Annotated in this window: 18 protein-coding genes; 10 read left to right on the forward strand and 8 right to left on the reverse strand. The window is 37.8% G+C overall.

What is annotated here, in order from left to right; translation table 11 throughout:
* Nucleotides 1-171 precede the first annotated feature (171 nt).
* Nucleotides 172-3,171, forward strand: coding sequence for a reprolysin-like metallopeptidase (locus ACM6F9_RS16085; protein WP_414846642.1), 3,000 nt, complete (start codon nt 172-174; stop codon nt 3,169-3,171).
* 110 nt (nt 3,172-3,281) lie between these two features.
* On the opposite strand, the gene ACM6F9_RS16090 is transcribed toward ACM6F9_RS16085, so the two are convergent.
* Nucleotides 3,282-4,442, reverse strand: coding sequence for an FAD-dependent oxidoreductase (locus ACM6F9_RS16090; RefSeq protein WP_414846643.1), 1,161 nt, complete (start codon nt 4,440-4,442; stop codon nt 3,282-3,284).
* 27 nt (nt 4,443-4,469) lie between these two features.
* On the reverse strand, nt 4,470-5,225 hold the full coding sequence (locus ACM6F9_RS16095) for a helix-turn-helix domain-containing protein (RefSeq protein ID WP_414846644.1): 756 nt from the start codon (nt 5,223-5,225) through the stop codon (nt 4,470-4,472).
* A 237-nt stretch (nt 5,226-5,462) separates the two neighbouring features.
* Between ACM6F9_RS16095 and ACM6F9_RS16100 the strand changes: the two genes are divergently transcribed.
* Nucleotides 5,463-6,044: a Crp/Fnr family transcriptional regulator gene (locus ACM6F9_RS16100; RefSeq protein ID WP_414846645.1), complete on the forward strand. Its 582-nt coding sequence runs from the start codon at nt 5,463-5,465 to the stop codon at nt 6,042-6,044.
* Between the two features lie 64 nt (nt 6,045-6,108).
* Entirely contained in the window at nt 6,109-7,056 is a 948-nt protein-coding gene (locus ACM6F9_RS16105; protein WP_414846646.1) for a ketopantoate reductase family protein, read from the forward strand.
* 114 nt (nt 7,057-7,170) lie between these two features.
* Here ACM6F9_RS16105 and ACM6F9_RS16110 read toward each other — a convergent pair whose 3' ends face one another.
* The 5 genes from ACM6F9_RS16110 to ACM6F9_RS16130 all read right to left on the reverse strand — a co-directional run bounded on the left by ACM6F9_RS16110 (nt 7,171) and on the right by ACM6F9_RS16130 (nt 9,706).
* Complete coding sequence (locus ACM6F9_RS16110) at nt 7,171-7,521, reverse strand: 4Fe-4S dicluster domain-containing protein (RefSeq protein ID WP_414846647.1); 351 nt, start codon at nt 7,519-7,521, stop codon at nt 7,171-7,173.
* 144 nt (nt 7,522-7,665) lie between these two features.
* Complete coding sequence (locus ACM6F9_RS16115; protein ID WP_414846648.1) at nt 7,666-7,989, reverse strand: 2Fe-2S iron-sulfur cluster-binding protein; 324 nt, start codon at nt 7,987-7,989, stop codon at nt 7,666-7,668.
* A gap of 5 nt (nt 7,990-7,994) precedes the next feature.
* The gene (locus ACM6F9_RS16120; protein WP_414846649.1) at nt 7,995-8,552 is read right to left on the reverse strand and encodes an NADPH-dependent FMN reductase; all 558 of its coding nucleotides are present in this window, start codon (nt 8,550-8,552) and stop codon (nt 7,995-7,997) included.
* A gap of 3 nt (nt 8,553-8,555) precedes the next feature.
* Nucleotides 8,556-9,056 carry a DUF2480 family protein gene (locus ACM6F9_RS16125; RefSeq protein ID WP_414846650.1) on the reverse strand — a complete coding sequence of 167 codons (501 nt, stop codon included), beginning with the start codon at nt 9,054-9,056 and terminating at the stop codon, nt 8,556-8,558.
* A gap of 23 nt (nt 9,057-9,079) precedes the next feature.
* Nucleotides 9,080-9,706: a superoxide dismutase gene (locus ACM6F9_RS16130; RefSeq protein ID WP_414846651.1), complete on the reverse strand. Its 627-nt coding sequence runs from the start codon at nt 9,704-9,706 to the stop codon at nt 9,080-9,082.
* Between the two features lie 195 nt (nt 9,707-9,901).
* Here ACM6F9_RS16130 and ACM6F9_RS16135 point away from each other — a divergent pair, with 195 nt between their 5' ends.
* Complete coding sequence (locus ACM6F9_RS16135) at nt 9,902-10,522, forward strand: helix-turn-helix transcriptional regulator (RefSeq protein ID WP_414846652.1); 621 nt, start codon at nt 9,902-9,904, stop codon at nt 10,520-10,522.
* 36 nt (nt 10,523-10,558) lie between these two features.
* Nucleotides 10,559-11,206: a hexitol phosphatase HxpB gene (gene hxpB / locus ACM6F9_RS16140; protein ID WP_414846653.1), complete on the forward strand. Its 648-nt coding sequence runs from the start codon at nt 10,559-10,561 to the stop codon at nt 11,204-11,206.
* Between the two features lie 107 nt (nt 11,207-11,313).
* Here the strand turns inward: hxpB and ACM6F9_RS16145 are convergent, their stop codons facing one another.
* Nucleotides 11,314-11,940 (reverse strand): RNA polymerase sigma factor, encoded by a 627-nt coding sequence (locus tag ACM6F9_RS16145; protein ID WP_414846654.1) that lies wholly within the window; start codon nt 11,938-11,940, stop codon nt 11,314-11,316.
* A 242-nt stretch (nt 11,941-12,182) separates the two neighbouring features.
* On the opposite strand from ACM6F9_RS16145, the gene ACM6F9_RS16150 reads away from it, so the two are divergent.
* The 5 genes from ACM6F9_RS16150 to ACM6F9_RS16170 all read left to right on the forward strand — a co-directional run bounded on the left by ACM6F9_RS16150 (nt 12,183) and on the right by ACM6F9_RS16170 (nt 19,995).
* A complete protein-coding gene (locus ACM6F9_RS16150) occupies nt 12,183-13,130 on the forward strand; it encodes a FecR family protein (RefSeq protein ID WP_414846655.1) in 948 nt (315 codons plus the stop codon).
* A gap of 52 nt (nt 13,131-13,182) precedes the next feature.
* Complete coding sequence (locus ACM6F9_RS16155; protein WP_414846656.1) at nt 13,183-16,470, forward strand: TonB-dependent receptor domain-containing protein; 3,288 nt, start codon at nt 13,183-13,185, stop codon at nt 16,468-16,470.
* 313 nt (nt 16,471-16,783) lie between these two features.
* On the forward strand, nt 16,784-18,076 hold the full coding sequence (locus tag ACM6F9_RS16160; protein ID WP_414846657.1) for a hypothetical protein: 1,293 nt from the start codon (nt 16,784-16,786) through the stop codon (nt 18,074-18,076).
* A gap of 76 nt (nt 18,077-18,152) precedes the next feature.
* A complete protein-coding gene (locus ACM6F9_RS16165; protein ID WP_414846658.1) occupies nt 18,153-19,076 on the forward strand; it encodes a T9SS type A sorting domain-containing protein in 924 nt (307 codons plus the stop codon).
* Nucleotides 19,077-19,251: 175 nt separating this feature from the next.
* Nucleotides 19,252-19,995, forward strand: coding sequence for a hypothetical protein (locus tag ACM6F9_RS16170; RefSeq protein ID WP_414846659.1), 744 nt, complete (start codon nt 19,252-19,254; stop codon nt 19,993-19,995).
* Nucleotide 19,996: the final 1 nt, after the last annotated feature.

Below are 19,996 nucleotides of genomic sequence, written 5' to 3' on the forward strand. Positions count from 1 at the left end.
TAGGGCGTTTTTTTGTTTTTTATTCAAAATATATAAGTTTTGTAGAGAGTTTTGTTGTGAATATTATACGATAAGTTTCATTTTATTAAGATTATGATAATAGTTATCAGAGAATGAAAACAACTCTTGTATATTATTAAAACATACTTCCCAATAACTTTAATTTTATTTATGAAAAAAAGAATTTTATTAGTTTGCGCATTAGCGTCTTGTTTTACCGTTTTCAATGCTCAGAAATGGGAATCTGTTTCCCAGAAATCTTCGCAGATAAGAAAAGGTGTGGAAGTACAGCAGTCTTACAGATTGGATCTGAAGTCTCTGAGAGAAATGCTTAGAAATGCTGAAGAGACAGGTAAGAATGCCAGACCTGTTATTATTTCTTTACCTACAGCAGAAGGAAAGATAGAGAAGTTTTCCGTTTACAGCAATCCTGTAATGGATAAATCGCTGGTAGAAAGATATCAGTTAGGATCATATGTAGGAGTGGGTGTAGATGATCCATCTAAATATTTAAGATTCAGTACATCACCGAATGATATGCAATCCATGATTATCAAAGATGGCGTATTTCAGTTTATAGAGCCCATAAGTGCTGATAAACAAACTTATGGAGTTTTTTATAAGACCAAAGAAGCTGGAGAACACGGTTTTAAATGTGACACAGGAGAACGTCATCTAAATGATATTAATAAATTGGTGGAAAATGGTAAAAATATGCTCTCAGGAGTAGGAATTACCAGCAGGCCTACTAACACAAAATACAGAAACTTCAGAATGGCATTGTCTGTTACCGGAGAATACAGCCAATATCAGCTGACGGCGGCAGGAACACCGGCTAATGCAACAGATGATGTAAAAAAAGGAGTGATTTTAGCTGCGATGAATAATACAATGACTCGTATCAATGGCGTCTTTGAACGTGATTTTGGTGCTCACTTAACAGTTCAGAACTTTCCGGCTCTTATCTATCTTGATGCAGCTGCTGATCCCTATTCAAACGATTTAAATACGCAATTACAGCAAACCCTTACGACAGTTGTAGGAAATGCCAATTATGATATAGGGCATGTTTTTAATCAAAATGCAGAAAGAAGCGGAAACGCAGGCGGAATTGGAATTGTCTGTACAGATCCTGCTAATAACACAGATAAACAAAAAGGATCCGCATTTACACAAGGTCCTGTACCTGTAGGCGAAGTGTTTGACTTTACTGCTGCTCATGAAATGGGACATCAGCTAGGTGCTAATCATACATTTTCAAATACTTCCGTTACAGATGCCAACAAAGGGGCCAATGTAGAACCTGGAGGAGGAACTACCATCATGGGGTATGCGGGGATTACCTATGATAATGTACAGGCTAATGCAGACGGCTATTTTCATTACAAATCAATTGATCAGGTATTGACCAACTTGGAAAATAAGGCTAACTGCGGAACATCTTTGGAAATCAATAATAACACAGCACCAGCTATTAATGCTTTGGTAGCTTACAATATTCCTAAAGGTACAGCATATTATCTTGATGCTTCAGCTGCCGATGCAGAAAGTGATCCTGTAAACTATACCTGGGAACAGAATGACAGTACAGATGAGTTTTCTACCATTTCAGGAGACAGCGGGTGGGGATATAATCCAAAAGGAGCTTTAGCAAGATCATTACCCGGATCACCAAACGGAAGAAGATATTTTCCTAAATTGGAAACGGTGGTTAATGGTGCGTTAACCAATAAACAGGATTGGGAAACCGTATCTTACATTCCTCGTGTATTGAACTATGCTGTAACGGTAAGAGATCAAAATCCGCAGCGTCCAATGGTTTCCACTTCTACAACCACTGTTACTGTAGGAAATGATGGACCTTTCAAATTCAATGGGCTTACTGCATCATCAGTATTGTATAATAATGCAGCAAACACTATTTATTGGGATGTAGCTAATACCAATGCAGCTCCTTACAATGTGGCAAGTGTAAAAATTGACTACACCACGAATAACGGAACTACATGGACGGATCTTGTAGCGGCAACTCCTAATTCAGGAAGTTACAGCGCACAATTGCCTGCGAATCTAAGTGGAGCAATAAAACTGAGAGTATCTGCGGTTGGAAATGTATTTTATGCAGTATCACCAGCTATTAATGTAGGTGCTGCTCCTACATCGTCTACTTCAGCGCCTACAGGTATTGCTACAATAGATACCGAAGTTTTCAAAACAACAGCAAGAGTATCATGGAACAGTGTTCCCGGAGCTACCTACTCAGTTAATTACAGGAAAGCAGGAACGGTAAATTGGTCTAACGTAGTGAGCCAGGCAAATTCTGCAGTTCTGAATAATTTAGAAGATGAAACAAATTATGAAGTACAGGTAGCAGCTGTAGTAAATTCTGTTCCTGGGACTTTCTCTAATAATTATACTTTCAAAACAAAAGGATTAAAAACCGGTGTTGATTATTGTATACTGAATTCAGGTTCACCTTATTATGCAGGGATTGTAGCGGCTAAAGTTGCGAATGTGGATTATTTCAATGGTGTTGCAAGATCTTATATCGATTTAAGTGAAGATTCTTCTAAAATAATTAATCTTGTCCAGGGCAATTCTTATACACTAAAGCCTGCTGTTATTAACGTATTTGCTGCGGCAAATGAAAATGTATCTGTCTGGATTGACTATAACAGAAATGGAGTGTTTGAAGCTACAGAGAGAGTGAGCAGTATATCAGGGACAGCACCGAAAGGACTTGTGAATTTTGGAGATCACACCTTTACCGTTCCGGCAACATCATATGCTGGAGATAAATTACTAAGAATGAGAATTATTGGTAAGTTTTCAACGGCTGCTCTCACTAATACATGTGGCGAGCTGGCAAGCCAGGCAGGAGGTATTTTAGATCTTCCTGTGAAAATTACAGCAGGTACGCTTGCCGTAAGAGAAGCGGTAGACACAAAAACATCAGAACTATCCATTTATCCTAACCCTGCAGACACATTTGTAGAAGTGAAGAACCTGAAAGGTAAGGCAGATTACAAAATCTACAGTGCAGACGGCAGACTTGTTCAGGAAGGTAAGATTGAAGGAAGAATCAACGTAGCTTCTTTGGTAAAAGGAATGTACGTGATTACCATAAAAGATGAGAAAAACACTTACAACACCAAATTAATAAAAAAATAAATCACTAATGAATCTCCGTATCAGGATCTAAATGCGGAGAGAAAAAGAATTATTTTCGAGAGGGAAAAAAGGCTGTCTTCACCAGAAGGCAGCCTTTTGATGATGATTAATTAAGTCAGATGGCCATTAAAAAAATCCAGCATAGTGGCTAATGAGTTTTCTGAATGCATCCGTTCCCCATTTTCAAGAGACTCCTGTGTGGCAATAGCGGCTCTTTTACGCATGTTTTGTTCATAACCGGAAATGGCTTCCTGTAAGGTGCTGTAGCTGCTATCTGTTAAATATTCACTCAGTTCCAAGGCATCCAGCATAGCCATATTAGCTCCTTCTCCAGCGAATGGGGGCATTACATGGGCTGCATCACCTATCAATGTTAAATTAGACTGAGCTTCCCAGCTCTGATCCAAAGGCATATAGTAAATCAGGCGGGGAATAAAAGGTGTTTTGGCATTTTTAAAAAGTTCCTCCCAGATAGCATTCCACTCTGAATATTTGGTTTGAAACCATTGTAACATCTGAACATTATCAGAAAAGTCAAGACCGCAGGTAACAGGCCAGTTTTCTTCAGCTTTAAAACTTGCATAAAATCCTAAATCTCCATTCCCTTTCTGACCAAGCAAAATATTTTGCGTATTTCCAAATGCCATTATTTTTCCACCTTTAATGATGGTGTCAATTTGAGGTGCATTCTCTTTTGAAATATTTCCTTCCAGCATGATGATTCCGGAATAAATGGATTTGATATCAGTGAGATAAGGTCGGATTTTAGAGTTGGCTCCATCTCCTGCAATGACAAGATCTGCATACGCTGAATTTCCGTTTTTGAAATGCATCAGCCAGCCTTCACTCTGACGTTCCATCGAGAGAAAATGACTGTCCCAGACTACAGTTTCAGGATGTAGCGATTCCAGCAGCATATTTCTTAACGGACCACGGTCTATTTCAGGACGGAAATGTTCATGTCCAAAATCCTCTTCAGGTTTCGTTTCATGATCATTAAAAAATATTTCTGCCTTTTCATTCATGATCAGTGTTCGGTCTGCTCCGGGACGAAAAGTCTTTTTAAACTCTTCCAATAATTCAGCTTTACGAATAGCTGCCAACCCGGAATCTTCGTGCACGTCAAGGGGAGAGCCCTGTACGCGGGCATTTTTGTTGAAGTCTCTTTCATATACTTTTACGTTTGCACCTTTCAGTTGTAAAAGTCTTGCCAGTGTAAGTCCTGCAGGACCACCACCAACGATTGCTATTGATTTATTGTTTATCAGCATTGTTGATTTAAATTTTACAATGCAAAGTTATTTTCCTTTCAATACGGATAATAGTACAAATCGGTCGTTTTTATTTTTGGATAATTCTTTAGGGGCAACCCCTGAAAATTTCTTCACTTCTTTGATGAAGTGATTTTGATCGGTATAATTCAGTTCCGGGAAAAGTCTTCCTTGGGCAATATGTTCCAATGATGCCCTGAAGCGCAAAATAGTAGAGTAGGCCTTTAATGATAACCCAAGCTGCTTGGTAAAATAACGATTGATCTGCCTGCTGCTCCAGCCTGTTTTTTCAGAAAGTTCCTGCACGCTCATTTCGCCTTTTGAAGCATATACCAATTCGAAAAGCCGGAGTTTTCTTTCATCTGTTTTTTGAGGAAGCAGTTCTTTTATTTTGTGAATGGCTTTAGTACAGCAATGGTTGAAATCCCTTAAGTCTTCAGCTTTAAAATTCCAGAAATCAGGGGAAAGTTCTTTTCCAATATTCAACAAATCAGCAATAGAAGTCTCCAAAATATATTCTACTGCAAGGGGTTTAAAGCTGACGATAAAAGCAGTTGTATGAGGAGCAATGTATCTCTGTTCTGGATAGGTTTCCAGTCCCAGAAGAGTAATATGAAAAGGTTCTGAAGGAGATTGTGAGAAAAATAAATCAATTCTTCCATCAGGAATGATCACCACTTCTTTAGCCTCATCCGAAAGATTTTGAAAAGTTCCCAGATTTTCAACAAAATCCGCGATCTCTTTATCTGGTTCGATGAAATTATAAGTGAAATCATTGTCCATAAGTGTTGTCTTTGCAAACCGCTTTTGATGAAGAAAATTACAAAATTTGTTATAAACCACCAAGTCCAGAAACTCATTATCATTTATATCTGATAGTGTAAAAAAATTCCCATCCTTCGGAGGGGTGACGAAAATTCAAAAAAATTTGACGGGTTGGTTTTACAATTTCCAATTAATCAAATTTCCACAAATTATTGCTATTTTTAGGAGCTTAAAATAGATTTAGGACAATACCTAATGGACAAATCATTACTTAATACCTACTTTCATTCTCTATTCAGTATTAAAGCTGAGGTGGTGGAAAAAATTACTGAGAAATTCAGCCATTTTGAGTTAAAAGCGAATACTGTTTTGCTGGATAAAAATGCCATTAGTACCAAAACCTATTTTTTGGAAAAAGGGTATGTGCGGTCGTATATATTGAATGAAGATAATGAGGAGATTACTACCAATATTTATAGAGCTCCGTGTTTTGTGAATGATTTTCTGTCATTTTTCAGACAACAGCCCACTAAAGAGATATATCAAACCGTAACGGAATGTGTTTTCTGGGAAACAGGATTGGAAAATGTACAGCATAATTTCCATAATATTCCCGAATTCAGAGAGTTTAGCAGGCTTCTTTTTGTTCTTAATTATTATAATATTCATGACAGACTGATCGAAATGGCCAGTCAGAAGGCTTCCACAAGATATTTTAATCTGATGAAGAAAGATCCCGATATTTTCCAGCATGTTCCTTTGAAGGTGATTGCTTCTTACCTTGGGATTAAAGACAGCTCTCTAAGCAGGATCAGAAGGGATATTCATAAACTGTAATTTCTTTTCATTTGTCAAGTGATAGTTCAGACATGATCACTGATCTTTGCTTAAAAATAATTTCATGAACAAAAAACATATTGTTGTAGTAGGACTGGGAGGTGTAGGCGATTATTTTGGTTTTAAAATAAATCAGATCAATGAAACTACCGGAAAATATACTGTTTCTTTTGTTGCCCGCGGAGAAACTTATGAGAAAGTGAAACAAAACGGATTGACCTTACTATCTCCCGAGCATTCCAATTCACAAACTCATCCTAATGCTATGGTGCAGAATATCAATGAAATCGAAAATCCTGATTTGGTTTTGATTGGTGTCAAAGAATACGATCTTGAAAATGTGTGCAAGCAGCTATTGCCGATCCTTAACAAAGATACCATATTGCTTCCGATGATGAACGGAGCAGATATTTACGACAGAATACGTACTATAATTCCGGATCATACTGTTCTTCCAACCTGTGTGTATGTGGCTTCTCATATTAAAGAGAAAGGAATTGTAGAACACAAAGGAAATCCTGGAAAAGTCATTGTAGGAAGAGATCCAGAGCATTTTGCGACTCCGGTGGAATGGGTTACAGATTTATTGAGCGAAAGTAAAATAGAGTTTGAATTTAAAGATAATTCATTGAATGCTATCTGGACGAAATTTATATTTATTGCAAGTTTCGGATTGGTAACAGCCAAGCATAATTCGTCTATGGGAGCCGTATGTAATGATAAAAAGCAGAAGGGCGAGGCGGCTGGAATTATGAATGAAATAAAGCTCATCGCAGCCAAAAAAGAAATTGAACTTCAGGAAAATATTATTAGTGCAACTTTTGAAAAAGCCTCTACATTTCCTTTTGAAACTCCTACTTCTTTGCAGCTTGATATCAATTCTGGAAAGAAGGATAATGAACTGGAACTGTTTGCAGGTGCTGTACTAAAATATGGTTCTGAAGTAGGTGTAGAAACACCTTTTACTCAAAAAATCTACACTGAGATTAAAAACAAAATAAGTTTAGGCTAAAGCCAAATGAAAAGAAATATAAAAAGGCGGGTTAAAACCCGCCTCTATTGAAATTAAATATAAAAGATAGAAATTTTTTAAAATTCTTTGTTTTCTTCTGCAAAAACGAACCGTTTAAGCACTGTGCATAAATTTCTGCCGATCCAATAGTACTTCTTCCGTTTCCCAGTGATCAGGATCATCCACACAGCAATCTACAGGGCACACAGCTTTACATTGAGGTTCGTCATGAAAACCTTTACATTCCGTACATTTTCCGGCCACGATATAATAAACTTCATCCGAGACAGCTTCATGATAAGCATCGGCATCACCTTCACTGCCGTCAGGAAATATAATATGTCCCGAAAGTTTGGTCTTGTCTTTCCAGCGCCAGTCGATGGCACCTTCGTAAATGGCTGAGTTGGGGCATTCAGGTTCGCAGGCTCCACAGTTGATACAGGCATCTGTTATTTTTATCGCCATATTGTTTGAATTTTAAGGGTTTAAAAAAGGGATTTCTTCAACGTCGGACGGCTAGGAAATCCCCGCTAAACTTAATTACAGCAGTTCAACACTGTTCTTTAAAAATAAGCAGCATAAAGTGTGCTAATTTTTATTTTTTAATCATTAATCTGCAGCTATTTCTACCGACAGCCCATCCATCTGGGCTGTAAGGTAAATCTGGCAGGCTAATCTGCTGGTTGTCTTGGAGGTAAATAATTCTGATAACAAAGCTTCTTCAATGTCATTTTTTTCAGGCAGAGGAACTGTTTCACTCAGAATAAAGCAGTGACAGGTAGCACACATGGCCATACCACCGCACATCGCTTCCATAGGTAATTCGTAAGCCTTGCAGATGTCTTTAAGGGTAAGACCCATTTCTAAAGGACATAATAAAGTATGTATAATACCGCTTTGATCAATAACAGTAATCGTAATCTCGTTCTCCATAATTCTTAGTCAATAAGGGCTACTTTTTTAGAAGTTGCAATGCTGATGAGTTGATTAAACTTACCGGAATAGAAATCGGAAATTTCAGTTGAATTGTCACCTGCGAATAATGCCGATCTGAGAACAGGTACACTGAATGGCAATGGCCACGCACGTAATGATTTGGCAATAGAATCCATGGCATTAATTCCCTGCATCGCCTGCAGACCATCAGCCCAGCAAACCAAGCCGACTGTTTTATCGGTAAGATAAGGTTCTTTCCTGTTGGCGGTCACTTCAAGCCAGTCCAGGCAGTTTTTCATCACTCCCGGAATACTTCCGTGGTAAAGGGGAGCCAGCCAGATATGAAGATCTGCGTCAGTGAACATCTGAGTCATACGTTCTACAGCCAAAGGAGTTTTATTCAGGGTAACATCGAATAAAGGGATACCGGAATCAGCAAGCGTAAAAATATCAGTCTGAATTCCCAGCCTTTTCAGGCGTTCTGAAAAATAGTCCGAAATCAGTCCGGAAGTTGATAAAGTTCTTCTTTCCAGCGACCCGTTGAATATAATAGCTTTCATTTTTTATTGTTTAAAAATTACTTTGGGTAATCCTATCTCACCGTACATCAGTGTTTTCACCAGAGGCTTCAATAATCCTGCTGCTAATAAGTACAATGCAGGGTCATGATTCGTACTTGCACGAACAACTACTTTCTGATTTCTGTAGTGTTTCAGATCAGCGTAGATGAGACGGCGTTTCCAGAGATCGAGCAGAATAGTTTCTGCATTGTTTAAATCAGCATAGGAAGCATAAGGAGACAGTTTTTCCATAATCAGCATGTAGGCCCAGGGCGGGATGATGGCGTCCGTAGAACAGATGATTCCTACAGCTTTTTCGTTGTATATAGAAAAATCTACCGCAGCAATTGATTCTTTAAACTCTTTCTCCTTCACAATCATTCCCATAAAAAGATGATCTTTGATATCCAGCTCTACAATTTCCGTAGTCGGTTTGTAGTCTGAAAGGTCAAGGGCAATAATGCCTGAAGCCTTTGCTTTATTGATAAAATTTTCCTCAGTCATAGTTTGTTTACATTCAGTATTAATTATCTTACTTTTGACAAAGCTTCTTCATATTTTCTTTCAACAGCAGACCAATCCAGTACAGACCAGAAAGCATCCAGATAATCTGCACGTTTATTCTGATAATTCAGATAGTAAGCATGTTCCCACACATCTATTCCCAAAATCGGAAAGCCTCGGTTCGTAGAAAGAATATCCATCATCGGATTATCCTGATTAGGAGTAGAACTGATTGCCAATGATCCGTTGAATTTCACAAAAAGCCATACCCATCCGGAACCGAACTGAGATAAACCTGTTTTTTTCATTTCTGCTTTAAGATTGTCAAGGCTTCCGAAAGTGGCTGTGATATCATCATAAAGCATCCCTTCAGGGGTGAGTTTAGGCTGAGAGGAAAGAATTTCCCAGAATAAAGAGTGGTTATAGTGACCACCGCCATTATTTCTTACAGCAGGGCTGTATTCACTTATTCTTTGCAGTAAGGAATCCAAATCTGGATTGACTTCATCGGTTTGTGCCAAAGCTGCATTCAGATTATCTACATAAGCCTGGTGATGCTTTTGGTGGTGAATAGTCATTGTTTCTTTATCTATAAAAGGTGCCAAAGCATCATAAGCATAAGGTAATTGTGGTAATGTAAATGGGTTCATCGTCTTTATTTTTTTTGATTAATGTATGACAAAGGTAAAAATATATTTTAATAAAACAACTTTTAGGTTGTTTTATAGGTTGTCTACTTTAAATGAATAATGTATTGTAAATGTTTGTATTAAGCTTTATTTTATAAGATTATAGAAAATGACTATATTTGTTGTTGGAAAATAAAACAACCTAAATATTGTCAAATGAAGAAGCCTGCTGCAGATCGTATTCTGATGTTTTTAAAGATGAGAGGTGAAGTTACATCCCTTCTTATTGCTGAAGAATTGTCGATTACCAAAGAAGGAGCGAGAAAGCATTTACTGAATCTTGCTCAGGAGGGATTAATCCGGTCTTCAATGAAGAGCGAAGGAGTTGGCAGGCCATCTACTTACTATACCCTTACAGAAAAAGGATTGGCTCAATTTCCGGATACGCATGCGGATGTGACGGTTCAGATTTTGAAATCTGTGAAAAGTCTTTTAGGTGAAAATGCTTTGAATTTATTGATCAGTGATCGTGAAAAAAACACCCATGACCGCTATGAAAAGATACTTTCCAAGACAAAATCTCTTGAGCAGCGCCTTGAATCCCTTGCAAAAGTGCGTAGTGATGAAGGCTATATGGCAGAATGGAAAAAAGAAGGTACAGATTATTTTTTGATTGAAAATCATTGCCCAATATGTGCTGCTGCAACCGAATGCCAGGGTTTTTGCCGTGCCGAATTATCCAATTTCCAGTCGTTGATAGGGAAGGATTACAAAGTAGAAAGGATAGACCATATCATTTCCGGAGGACAGCGCTGTGTATATAAAATCAGCCAATAATTCATTATTCATCATTTATAATTTATCATTCAGAAAATGGTTTTAAAAGCAGTAATATTTGACATGGACGGTGTTCTGATAGATTCAGAAAAATTCTGGACGCAGGCAGAATTGGATGTATTTTCATCTTATGGAGTACAGGTTACAGATGAACTGGCTGCACAAACCAAATATATGACCACTCAGGAAGTCACAGAATTCTGGTATGAAAGATTTCCGTGGGAAAATTTTGATGCCTCTGATCTGGAAAATAAAGTAGTTACAAGAGTGATCGAAATGATACAGAATCAAGATTGTACAATGTCTGGTATACAGGAATTTATTCAAAATCTTAAAAATAAAGAATACAAAATAGGGCTGGCAACCAATGCTCCTTTGCGTGTGGCACATGTGGTTCTTGAAAAGCTTCAGGTTCGGGAATTGTTTGATACTGTTCATTCATCGGAGTTTGAAACTCAGGGAAAACCTCATCCGGCAGTGTACCTTACTTCTGCAAAAAACCTGGGTGTTTCTCCTGAGCACTGTATTGCAATTGAAGACAGCCATTCAGGATTAAAAGCAGCAAAAGCAGCCGGAATGCAAACCATAATTTTCACCAATAATGATGAAAGCATACATTCAAATCTTGCAGATTTTAAAATCTTAGACTTTAATACAGATTTTCCGCCCCTATTTAGTGAGTAATGTATCCGCTTTACTGTGATTTTTTTATAAGTTCGGGGTTCAGCAATTAATTATTTACGATTGCCTGCGCAGCAAATTGACTATTAGCACAATCTCGCACCCCAAAATCAATACCTTGTCAACACCTCCATCAACAATAAAATAGAGACCAGTTTTTTAGAAGACTGATACTCAGGATTCAATTGTTCACGGATTTCTCCTAAAGCCTTGCTCAATTTATTACTTACTGTTTTGTTGCTGATACCCAATGCTTCTGCGGTTTCATTCACAGACATATTTTTCCGGATTCTCATATCATACACCTGTTGTTCTGTTGAAGGAAGCTGGGAAACTACCTCATCAATCATGGATAATAAAGTACTGATCTCATTCTCTTCAAGGATTTCGAAATATTCTGAGTCTGCGATTTCAATTTCATTCGGAATATCAAACTCATCAATGCTCAGCGTAGGAGGTGCTTTTTTGTAGCTGTTATAAAAATCAATGATCCGGTAATGAAGATGGCGGAGAAGGTAGCCTTTGGCACTTTCTGCATCATCGGTTTGTATAAGGTCTGTGTTCTCAAGAATCTTCATCCATAGGTTCTGAAGAATTTCCTCAGAGACTTCTTTATCCCTTGTCCGCACATAAACAAAGCGATATAGACTATCCCAGTATCGGTCATACAGCAGCATAAATGCAGGACGGTCGCCTGATTTTATTTTCTTTAATAATGTATAGTCGGTTGCGCTCATATTGTTGTCACAAAATTACCTAAAGGAAAATTAACTTTTTGTGAACTTTGGGTATGGTAAGATTAAATATTTCTGAAAAAGTAGGGTGAAATAGGATGTTAGTGTTTAGTAAATGTAAAAAATAACGAAAATTATTAACAATTTGGTCTTAATGTGAATATAATATTAAGAATTCCCTGGGGAAGTTTTTCATTTTCAAAGTCTTATAGATAGAAGTATCTGTGAATACGATGAAAGACTCTATGAAAAAACGCTTAACCTATAAAAATATTGAAACCTTTGTTTTCAGACTTTGGGAACGGGAAGTTTCGGAAGATAAGATTTCTGAAAAGGAAAATGAGCTTTTAAAACAATGGAAGATCCTTGCAGAAAAAGATCTTGATATTGCTCATCTTAAAGAATCCAAAGAAAGGATATTATCAGGACTGGAACATTACTTTCCTCAAAGAAATATACAATCTGCAAAAAGTTTTAAAGCCCATTTTTATAAAATTGCAGCAGTTATTATTCTGTTGTTGTCGCTCGGAAGCATTTTTACTTACACGATATTCATTAAGCCAGATGTTTATCTTGCAAAATCGGAAAACAGAACTGTTTATCTTGAAGACGGATCTGTGGTTACCCTTTTGCCGGGTGCTGAACTGACCGTAGAAAAATCTTTTCCGGCGTCCACTAGGGTGGTGAATTTAAAAGGAGATGCAATTTTCTCTGTGGCAAAATCAAAAATACATCCTTTTATCGTTCGTGCAGATGGTTTCAGTACCAAAGTATTGGGAACGGTATTTAAAATCTCACAATCAGGGAGAAAAAAAGCAGTTGATCTTTATGAAGGAAAGGTTGCAGTATCATCTCCGGGCGTTCCGGTTTCTTTCCTGACACCAAATCAAAAGTGGACCAATTTCGGGATTGCTCATACTACAGCAATTGTTTCATTGAAACCAGCAAAAAATTCACCCAACAAAGTTCCTGCAATATTGTCTTTAAGCTTTAATGATGTTCCATTAAAAGAAGTGGTTGCAGTTCTGGAAAGCAGTTACAACACAAAAGTACTGTATCCTAAAGAAGCTGAAGATAAAAAGATTACGGCAGATTTTACCGGAGGAACAGTGAGTGAAAATATTGAATCACTGGCTTTCATCCTGGGGCTGGAAGTACAGAAAAAAGAAAACACTTATATCCTTAAGAAATAAATCATTATTCAAAAAAAATTAAATAATCATAATCAAGAGAACACTATTAAGTATGAAAAGTTTGAAATGTGGGATTACCATAGCAGCCTTATTTTTTACTGTAGCCGCAGAAGCTCAGGAGCTGGTTCAGAAAGTAACATTTTCCGTACCTGCCAACAGACCGTTGATTGAAGTTTTGGAAGAATTTGCTGGAAAAACAGGGATGAGACTGGCTTACTCCAAGGTAGATATTAAAGAGCTGAAGGTAAGAGGAGTGAAATGTGAAAATACTTCCGTGAACAACTGTCTGAAGGATATTACCAATGGACTTCCTGTGATTTACCGCCTGCATGGTGATCTTATTTCGATAAAATATGAAAGCTCAAATATTTCAGTACCGGGAAACGGACGAATTTCCGGTAAAATAGTAGATGAGGTAGGAAATCCTATTACCGGAGCAGAAGTGAATATCGCTCAAAAAACCGTCATAACAGATAATAATGGAGATTTTACGGTTGATCTTCCTTCAGGAACTTATAATCTGACCATAAAAGCTCCTAAATATAATACGCTGAGGGTTGAAAAACTATCCGTTACCAATAAAGAAACCAATTCAGTTTCATTTGCATTAAACAAAGCTTCGGATAAAATCACGGATATTAAAGAAGTTGTGATTACAGCAGCACGTAAAGCAGATACCCAGGCAGGACTTCTTGCCCAGCAGAAAAAAGCAGCTCAGATGAGTGATGGTATTTCTGCAGAACAGATTTCCAAAACTCCGGACAGCGATGTGGGAGGAACACTGAAAAGAGTAACAGGAATCACTACTATTGATAATAAATATGTTGTTGTAAGATCCATGGGAGAACGTTGGAACACTGCAGCTATGGACGGTATCAACCTGCCAAGTACGGAAGCCTACAGCCAGAATTTTTCGTTTGATATCATTCCTACCGCAATGGTAGAAAGTGTGGTGGTAAGCAAATCTGCCACTCCGGATATGAATGCCAGCTTTGCAGGAGGATATGTGGAAGTAAGAACGAAAGATATTCCCAATGAAAACTTTACAACGGTAACGATGGGAACTTCTTATAATGATCAGTCGGCATTCAAAGAATTTCTGACCCGTAAGCGCGGAAAGTATGATTATTTTGGATATGATGACGGAACAAGAGATTTTCCAAGAAGACTTGAACCTGTAAACTGGACAGACCCCAAATTTTTTGAGCAATCTAAACAGTTTACCAATGACAATTTCAGCACCTATAAGACAAGAGGTGATATGGGATCTAATATACAGCTGGCAGTAGGAAGAACATATGCCCTTAAAAATAATAATAAATGGGGATTTGCAGGAGCATTTGTCATCAGAAATGAGCAAAATAAACTGGATATTGACCACACAGGAAGAGGAAACTGGCTTGATACAACAGGAATGCCGGATGCGAACGGACAGATTCCATTCTATAATTTCAAAAACAGCGGAGCTTCCTATAACTATAATTCTACGCTGGCTGGGATGTTGAATTTCGGATACCAATTTGGAAAAAACAGAATCTCATTCCGTAATTCCTACACCCATATTTTCGACAATACGCTGACAAGAGTAACAGGATGGAATGAATACTCAACCGGAAGTGGAATGGCAGCTAACGCAGAATTAGCCTATAATTATTTTTACCACGGAATTATCCCTAATAATGATCCTGCGCAGATCAAAAACTTAGACAGACCTTATACCGATAATACCAATTACCCCATTTTTCAGACCCTTTTACAAAATAAATTAGAAGGAAACCATAAAATAGGAAATGCAGAAGTAAGCTGGTTTGCAGCACGTACAGGAGTGGCTTCTGATACCAAAGATTACACACAGTATATTACCCGATATGATTTTATTGGAAATGAAATTCTGACGTTTCATAAGATCTACAACTCCGGAGCAGACTTCTACAGAGGATATATTGAAAACAGAGAAACAGATTACAACTATGGTGCTTCTGTGAAGTGGGATATGGATGCCGGAAGTTTTAAAAATACCATCAAAACCGGATATGCCGGAGCTATAAAAAACAATACCAACCAACAGCAGAAATTTTTTCTTCGTGTTGACGAAAACCGGAACGTTCCGAATAGCGAGAAGAACTATTTGACGATGTATGGTTCTCTTGCTGACTGGTTTAATGGTTCCCATTATGTTCCGGGTGGTATTGGCTGGGAAACCAGAGGATTGTATAAAAATGATAAGTATGAAGGGGAAGTGAATCAGCATGCGGTTTTTGTGATGTTTGATAACCGTTGGAAAAAATTAAGATTAGTCTGGGGACTTCGTGCAGAATATTTTAAGTACGATATGATTTCTCAGCAGCTGGATCCTACCGATTCCAAATACATCATGAGAACGGCTATAGATGATAAACCTTGGCAATGGATGCCTTCTGTGAATTTTACGTACAGTCCTACCAATAAAATAAACCTAAGGCTTGCCTACAACAAATCTGTTATCCGCCCTCAATTCAATGAAAGAACAGGATTGCCCTATTTCGATCCTATCGCTAATGGGTTGATCTACAATACGGAATTAAGTTCATCAGTAATCAATAATTATGATTTCAAGTTTGAATGGTTTCCAGGGCTGGGCGAGATATTTTCTGCAGGATTGTATTACAAGAATATTGACAGACCCATTGAACGTGAAGGTCATATTTCAAGTGAAGGAAATCTATTTCTGTACAATGGAAATTCAAAAAATGCAAAACTGATAGGAGTAGAAGCAGAAGTAAGAAAAAGCTTAGGTTTTATTGCTGATGGAACTTTTCTTGAAAAGCTTTTCATAAGCGGAAACTTTACCTATAACCATACCAAAGTAGTGGCTTTTAAAGACCTGTATAAAACAGGAGATAATGACGATACCTACGAAGTAAAACGACCGCTTTACGGACAAACACCTTATGCTTACAATCTTGGACTTGTCTATGACGGAAACCGTTTTGGGATGAGCTTTTTGTATAACGCAAAAGGAGACCAGTACATCACAGTTGGATATGCTTATAAAGGAGAGGAAATTCAACGTCCTTATGCAGTGGCAGATGCTCAGATCTCATATAAATTCCTTCGAAACAGAAATTTTGAAGTGAAATTTAATGTAAGGAATCTCTTCAACAGGGTAAAGGAATATTATAACAACTTCAATTCTTATCTCGCTGCAAAAAACGGAGGCGGAAGTAATGTAGGAACAGAAAGAGAAGCTTGGGATCTTCTTCCGGGAGCTACAGATAAGTATGATAAAAATATTGATAAGATTATGTTCAGAGCATACAGCGGAAGAATGTTCAGCCTAAGTGTAAACTATACTTTTTAAAAATAAGACACCAAACAATACCATATAAAAAGAGCTCTTAAGATAGAGGCGTACAGGTTTCGGGAACCTGATTAAAGACTGAAAAAATACTGATGATGCGCACAACAGTACAGTTAAGAAAAAACCGGACGTTAACTGCTTTTCCCAGGCATTAACGGATATCATGGGAACTCCCACAAAGCAGCTCCTCCTGCGGCGATGGGATGAACACCAAAAAACAAATCGAAGGAATAAAGAGGAAGATATTCCTGAATATTAAAAAACTGATCTGGTATAAAAATAATACGACCGGATTGTACTAAAAATTATAACAATGAAAAGACTAACTCTAATTGCAGTGGCAGCATTATCTCTTACAGCTTGTCAACACGATCAACTGGCGGATTCATCATCTCCATTCGAAATGAAATCTACTTCTGCTGAATACCTTACCGCTTCTGCGCTTCCGGTAACCAGCGTAAGTGGTGCTATTACTACCAATACTACATGGAGTGGTGTAGTAGAATTAGATGGAGTTGTAACCGTAAAAGATGGTGCTACATTAACAATCCAGCCGGGTACATTCATTAAAGCAAAACCAAATTCAAGCAATACCGCTACAGGAGTTTTGGTAATTGCTAAAACAGGAAAAATCAACGCAGCAGGTACAGAAGCTCAGCCAATCATTTTCACAAGCTACAAATTGTTAGACGGAAATGAAGATACAACTGCTGCTCCTGGTGATTTCGGAGGGGTGATTATCTTAGGAGATGCTCCTACCAACACTCCTTTCACTAAAACAATTGAAGGATTATCTGGTCCTGATTTCTATTACGGAGGTACAAACGCTTCTCACAACGGTGGAACATTGAAATATGTACGTATTGAGTTTGCAGGATATGACCTTTTGGCTCCGAATTCAGGAAATGAAATCAATGGTCTTACTTTAGGAGGTGTTGGAAATGGAACTACTTTAGATCATATTCAGGTATCTTTCGGGAAAGATGACTCTTTTGAATTCTTCGGTGGTACTGTAAACGCTTCAAACCTTGTTTCTTTCGCAGCAGATGATGATAACTTCGACTTTGATAATGGATATACAGGAACTATTACTTGTGCTCTTGCTTTAGCAGATTACAATTCTACGCACAGTCTTAGCGGATCTAGCCCGGATTCTAACGGTATCGAGCTTGATAACAATGCAGACGGTTCTTCTACATCATTATTGACTCACCCTGTGATCAACAATCTTACGATCATCGGTACTAAAAACTCTACTCAGGGAGCTTTGTATGAAAACGGTATCCACATCAGAAGACACGGAAGATTAACATTAAATAACGCTGTAGTGACAGGATATCCTGTGGGAATCAAAGTAGAAGGTACAGGTTCTGAACTTTCTTCAGCTTCAGCATATAACACGATCCAGATCCACGGATTTGGTACTTCAGTGACTGGTACAGGAACTGCGGGAATCCCAGCTGCTAACCTATTAACGGGTACTCCTGCATCTCTATGGGGTATGAGCCAGCCGTTCTTCAACGAAGGAAGCTGGAATGTATCTCCAAGAAACTGTGGAAACTTCCAGGGACTTTGGACAAAATACAATTTCACGATTGTAGAATAATAAAAAACTTTAAAAAGCAGGGAACAGCGAAAGCTGATTCCTTGCTTTTACTTCAAAAATATTAATAATCAGCATTATGAAAAAAATAATTTTATCATCTGTTCTGTTTTTATCCCACCTTGCTGCAGCGCAGACTCTGGTTTGGGGAAATTCTTTTGATACGCCTGCTGACCTACAGGGATGGACGTTCCATGATCTGAACAGCAACGGTAACGGATGGGTGCAGGGACAAAACATCTACCACAATGGAACGACTTTAACCTATGGAACTACAGGTGTTCTTCGTCATTCCATCAGTGTAGTACCAACCGGTAATGCTACAGGATTTACTACAGAAAATGACTGGATCATTTCTCCTCAGATTGATCTTACGAACACTGCGGGTACTGTTACTTTGGCTGCCAATATCGGAAGACAGAGAACTACCCACACAATTGTTGCCAGAGACCTTTTTATCTATATAAGCACTCCGCAGAAAGAAGTTCCTACATTAGCTGATTTTCAGGCTATGACAGTAGATGCAGGTGGTAACGATGTTCAGAGTCTTTATAAAATACAGGTAGGAGACTCAGCCAATCCGTTTCCGGCAGATCTTACCGAGTTTGTACAATCTCTTGTAGATCTTTCTGCTTTCGCAGGAAAGAAAATCTATATCGGAATGTGGGCGAACAGAAAAGCAAGCGGAAATAATATTCAGAATATCAATATTGATGAAATAGGAATTTATGCTACGGCATTTTTAGGAACTAAGGATGTAAAAGGAAACAAAACACTTACACAAATAGCAGAAAATCCGGTAAAAGAATCTTTAGTACTACAGCTTAATCCTGCATTGAAGGAAAATACAACTGTAGTGAATATTTACAATGCTGCTGGACAAAAAATGATTACCGCTCAGTATTCAAAAGCAATTCATGTAGCAAGTCTTACATCAGGAGCATATATCGCTGAAATTACAGACGGAAAGACTACAGAAAGACTGAAATTTATTAAAAAATAAAGCTTCACCCTTAGAAACTGACTTTAGAAACACCAGAAATTTTAAATACAATAATGGATATCACCTGAAAAACGCTATCCAGAACATATCCAACTAGTTTTTTTATAATTATATATTGCCCAGCCGATGGGTTGGGCAATATTTTAAAGTTTTACCATGAAATAATTGAAGAAAGATGAATAAAATCTTTGCATTACTACTATTTTTTACCGTACTTTTTTCATGTACAGACAGCAACACGATGGAGTTGTATGATAAAGTACAGAAACCAGGAGAGATTACTATCAAAGGGTTTTCCAAGCCTGATGCTGTTCAGCTGAGGTTCAACGGGCAGCCTGTATCCATTGACGGTAAGACGTCTTATACCAATAAAATAGAAACCCAGCTTCAGTTTGTCCTGGATCAGGGAGAAACCAATAAATTGTCTGTTTACAACAGTGAAACAGGCACCGAAATCGCAAAATACAATATTACCTATGACAATATAAATGATTTTAAAACCCTGAACTTTTTTAATCTTCCAGGAATTTATCTGCAGACTTATGCCGTAAAACCGCAGGTTAATCTGGGGAAAGTAGGTTTTGAATTTATTTTTCCCAATCTGGGTGAATTGTCCGGAACCTCATTGAAAAACGTAAAAGGTATTTTGAAAAGAGATAATGGAGTTGTACTGGCAGAATTTGACAATATCGGGAAAGACAATTTCACAGCAGTGAAAATCTATAATTTTTACAGCTCTACCGCTCCCGTATATTTGGAACTGTATAAATCGGGAGCTACAGAACCTTACGCCGGATCTAAAATGATTCAGGTGAAAATAAAACAGCACACAGGTGCCAATATGATTGTCCTTCAGGAAAAAATGGAGAATGGAGAATGGGTAGTAAAAGGAGATATAGATGTAGCAGAATATCTGTAAT

Origin of the sequence: Chryseobacterium sp. IT-36CA2 (assembly GCF_949767875.1) — a bacterium.
GTDB lineage: Bacteria > Bacteroidota > Bacteroidia > Flavobacteriales > Weeksellaceae > Chryseobacterium.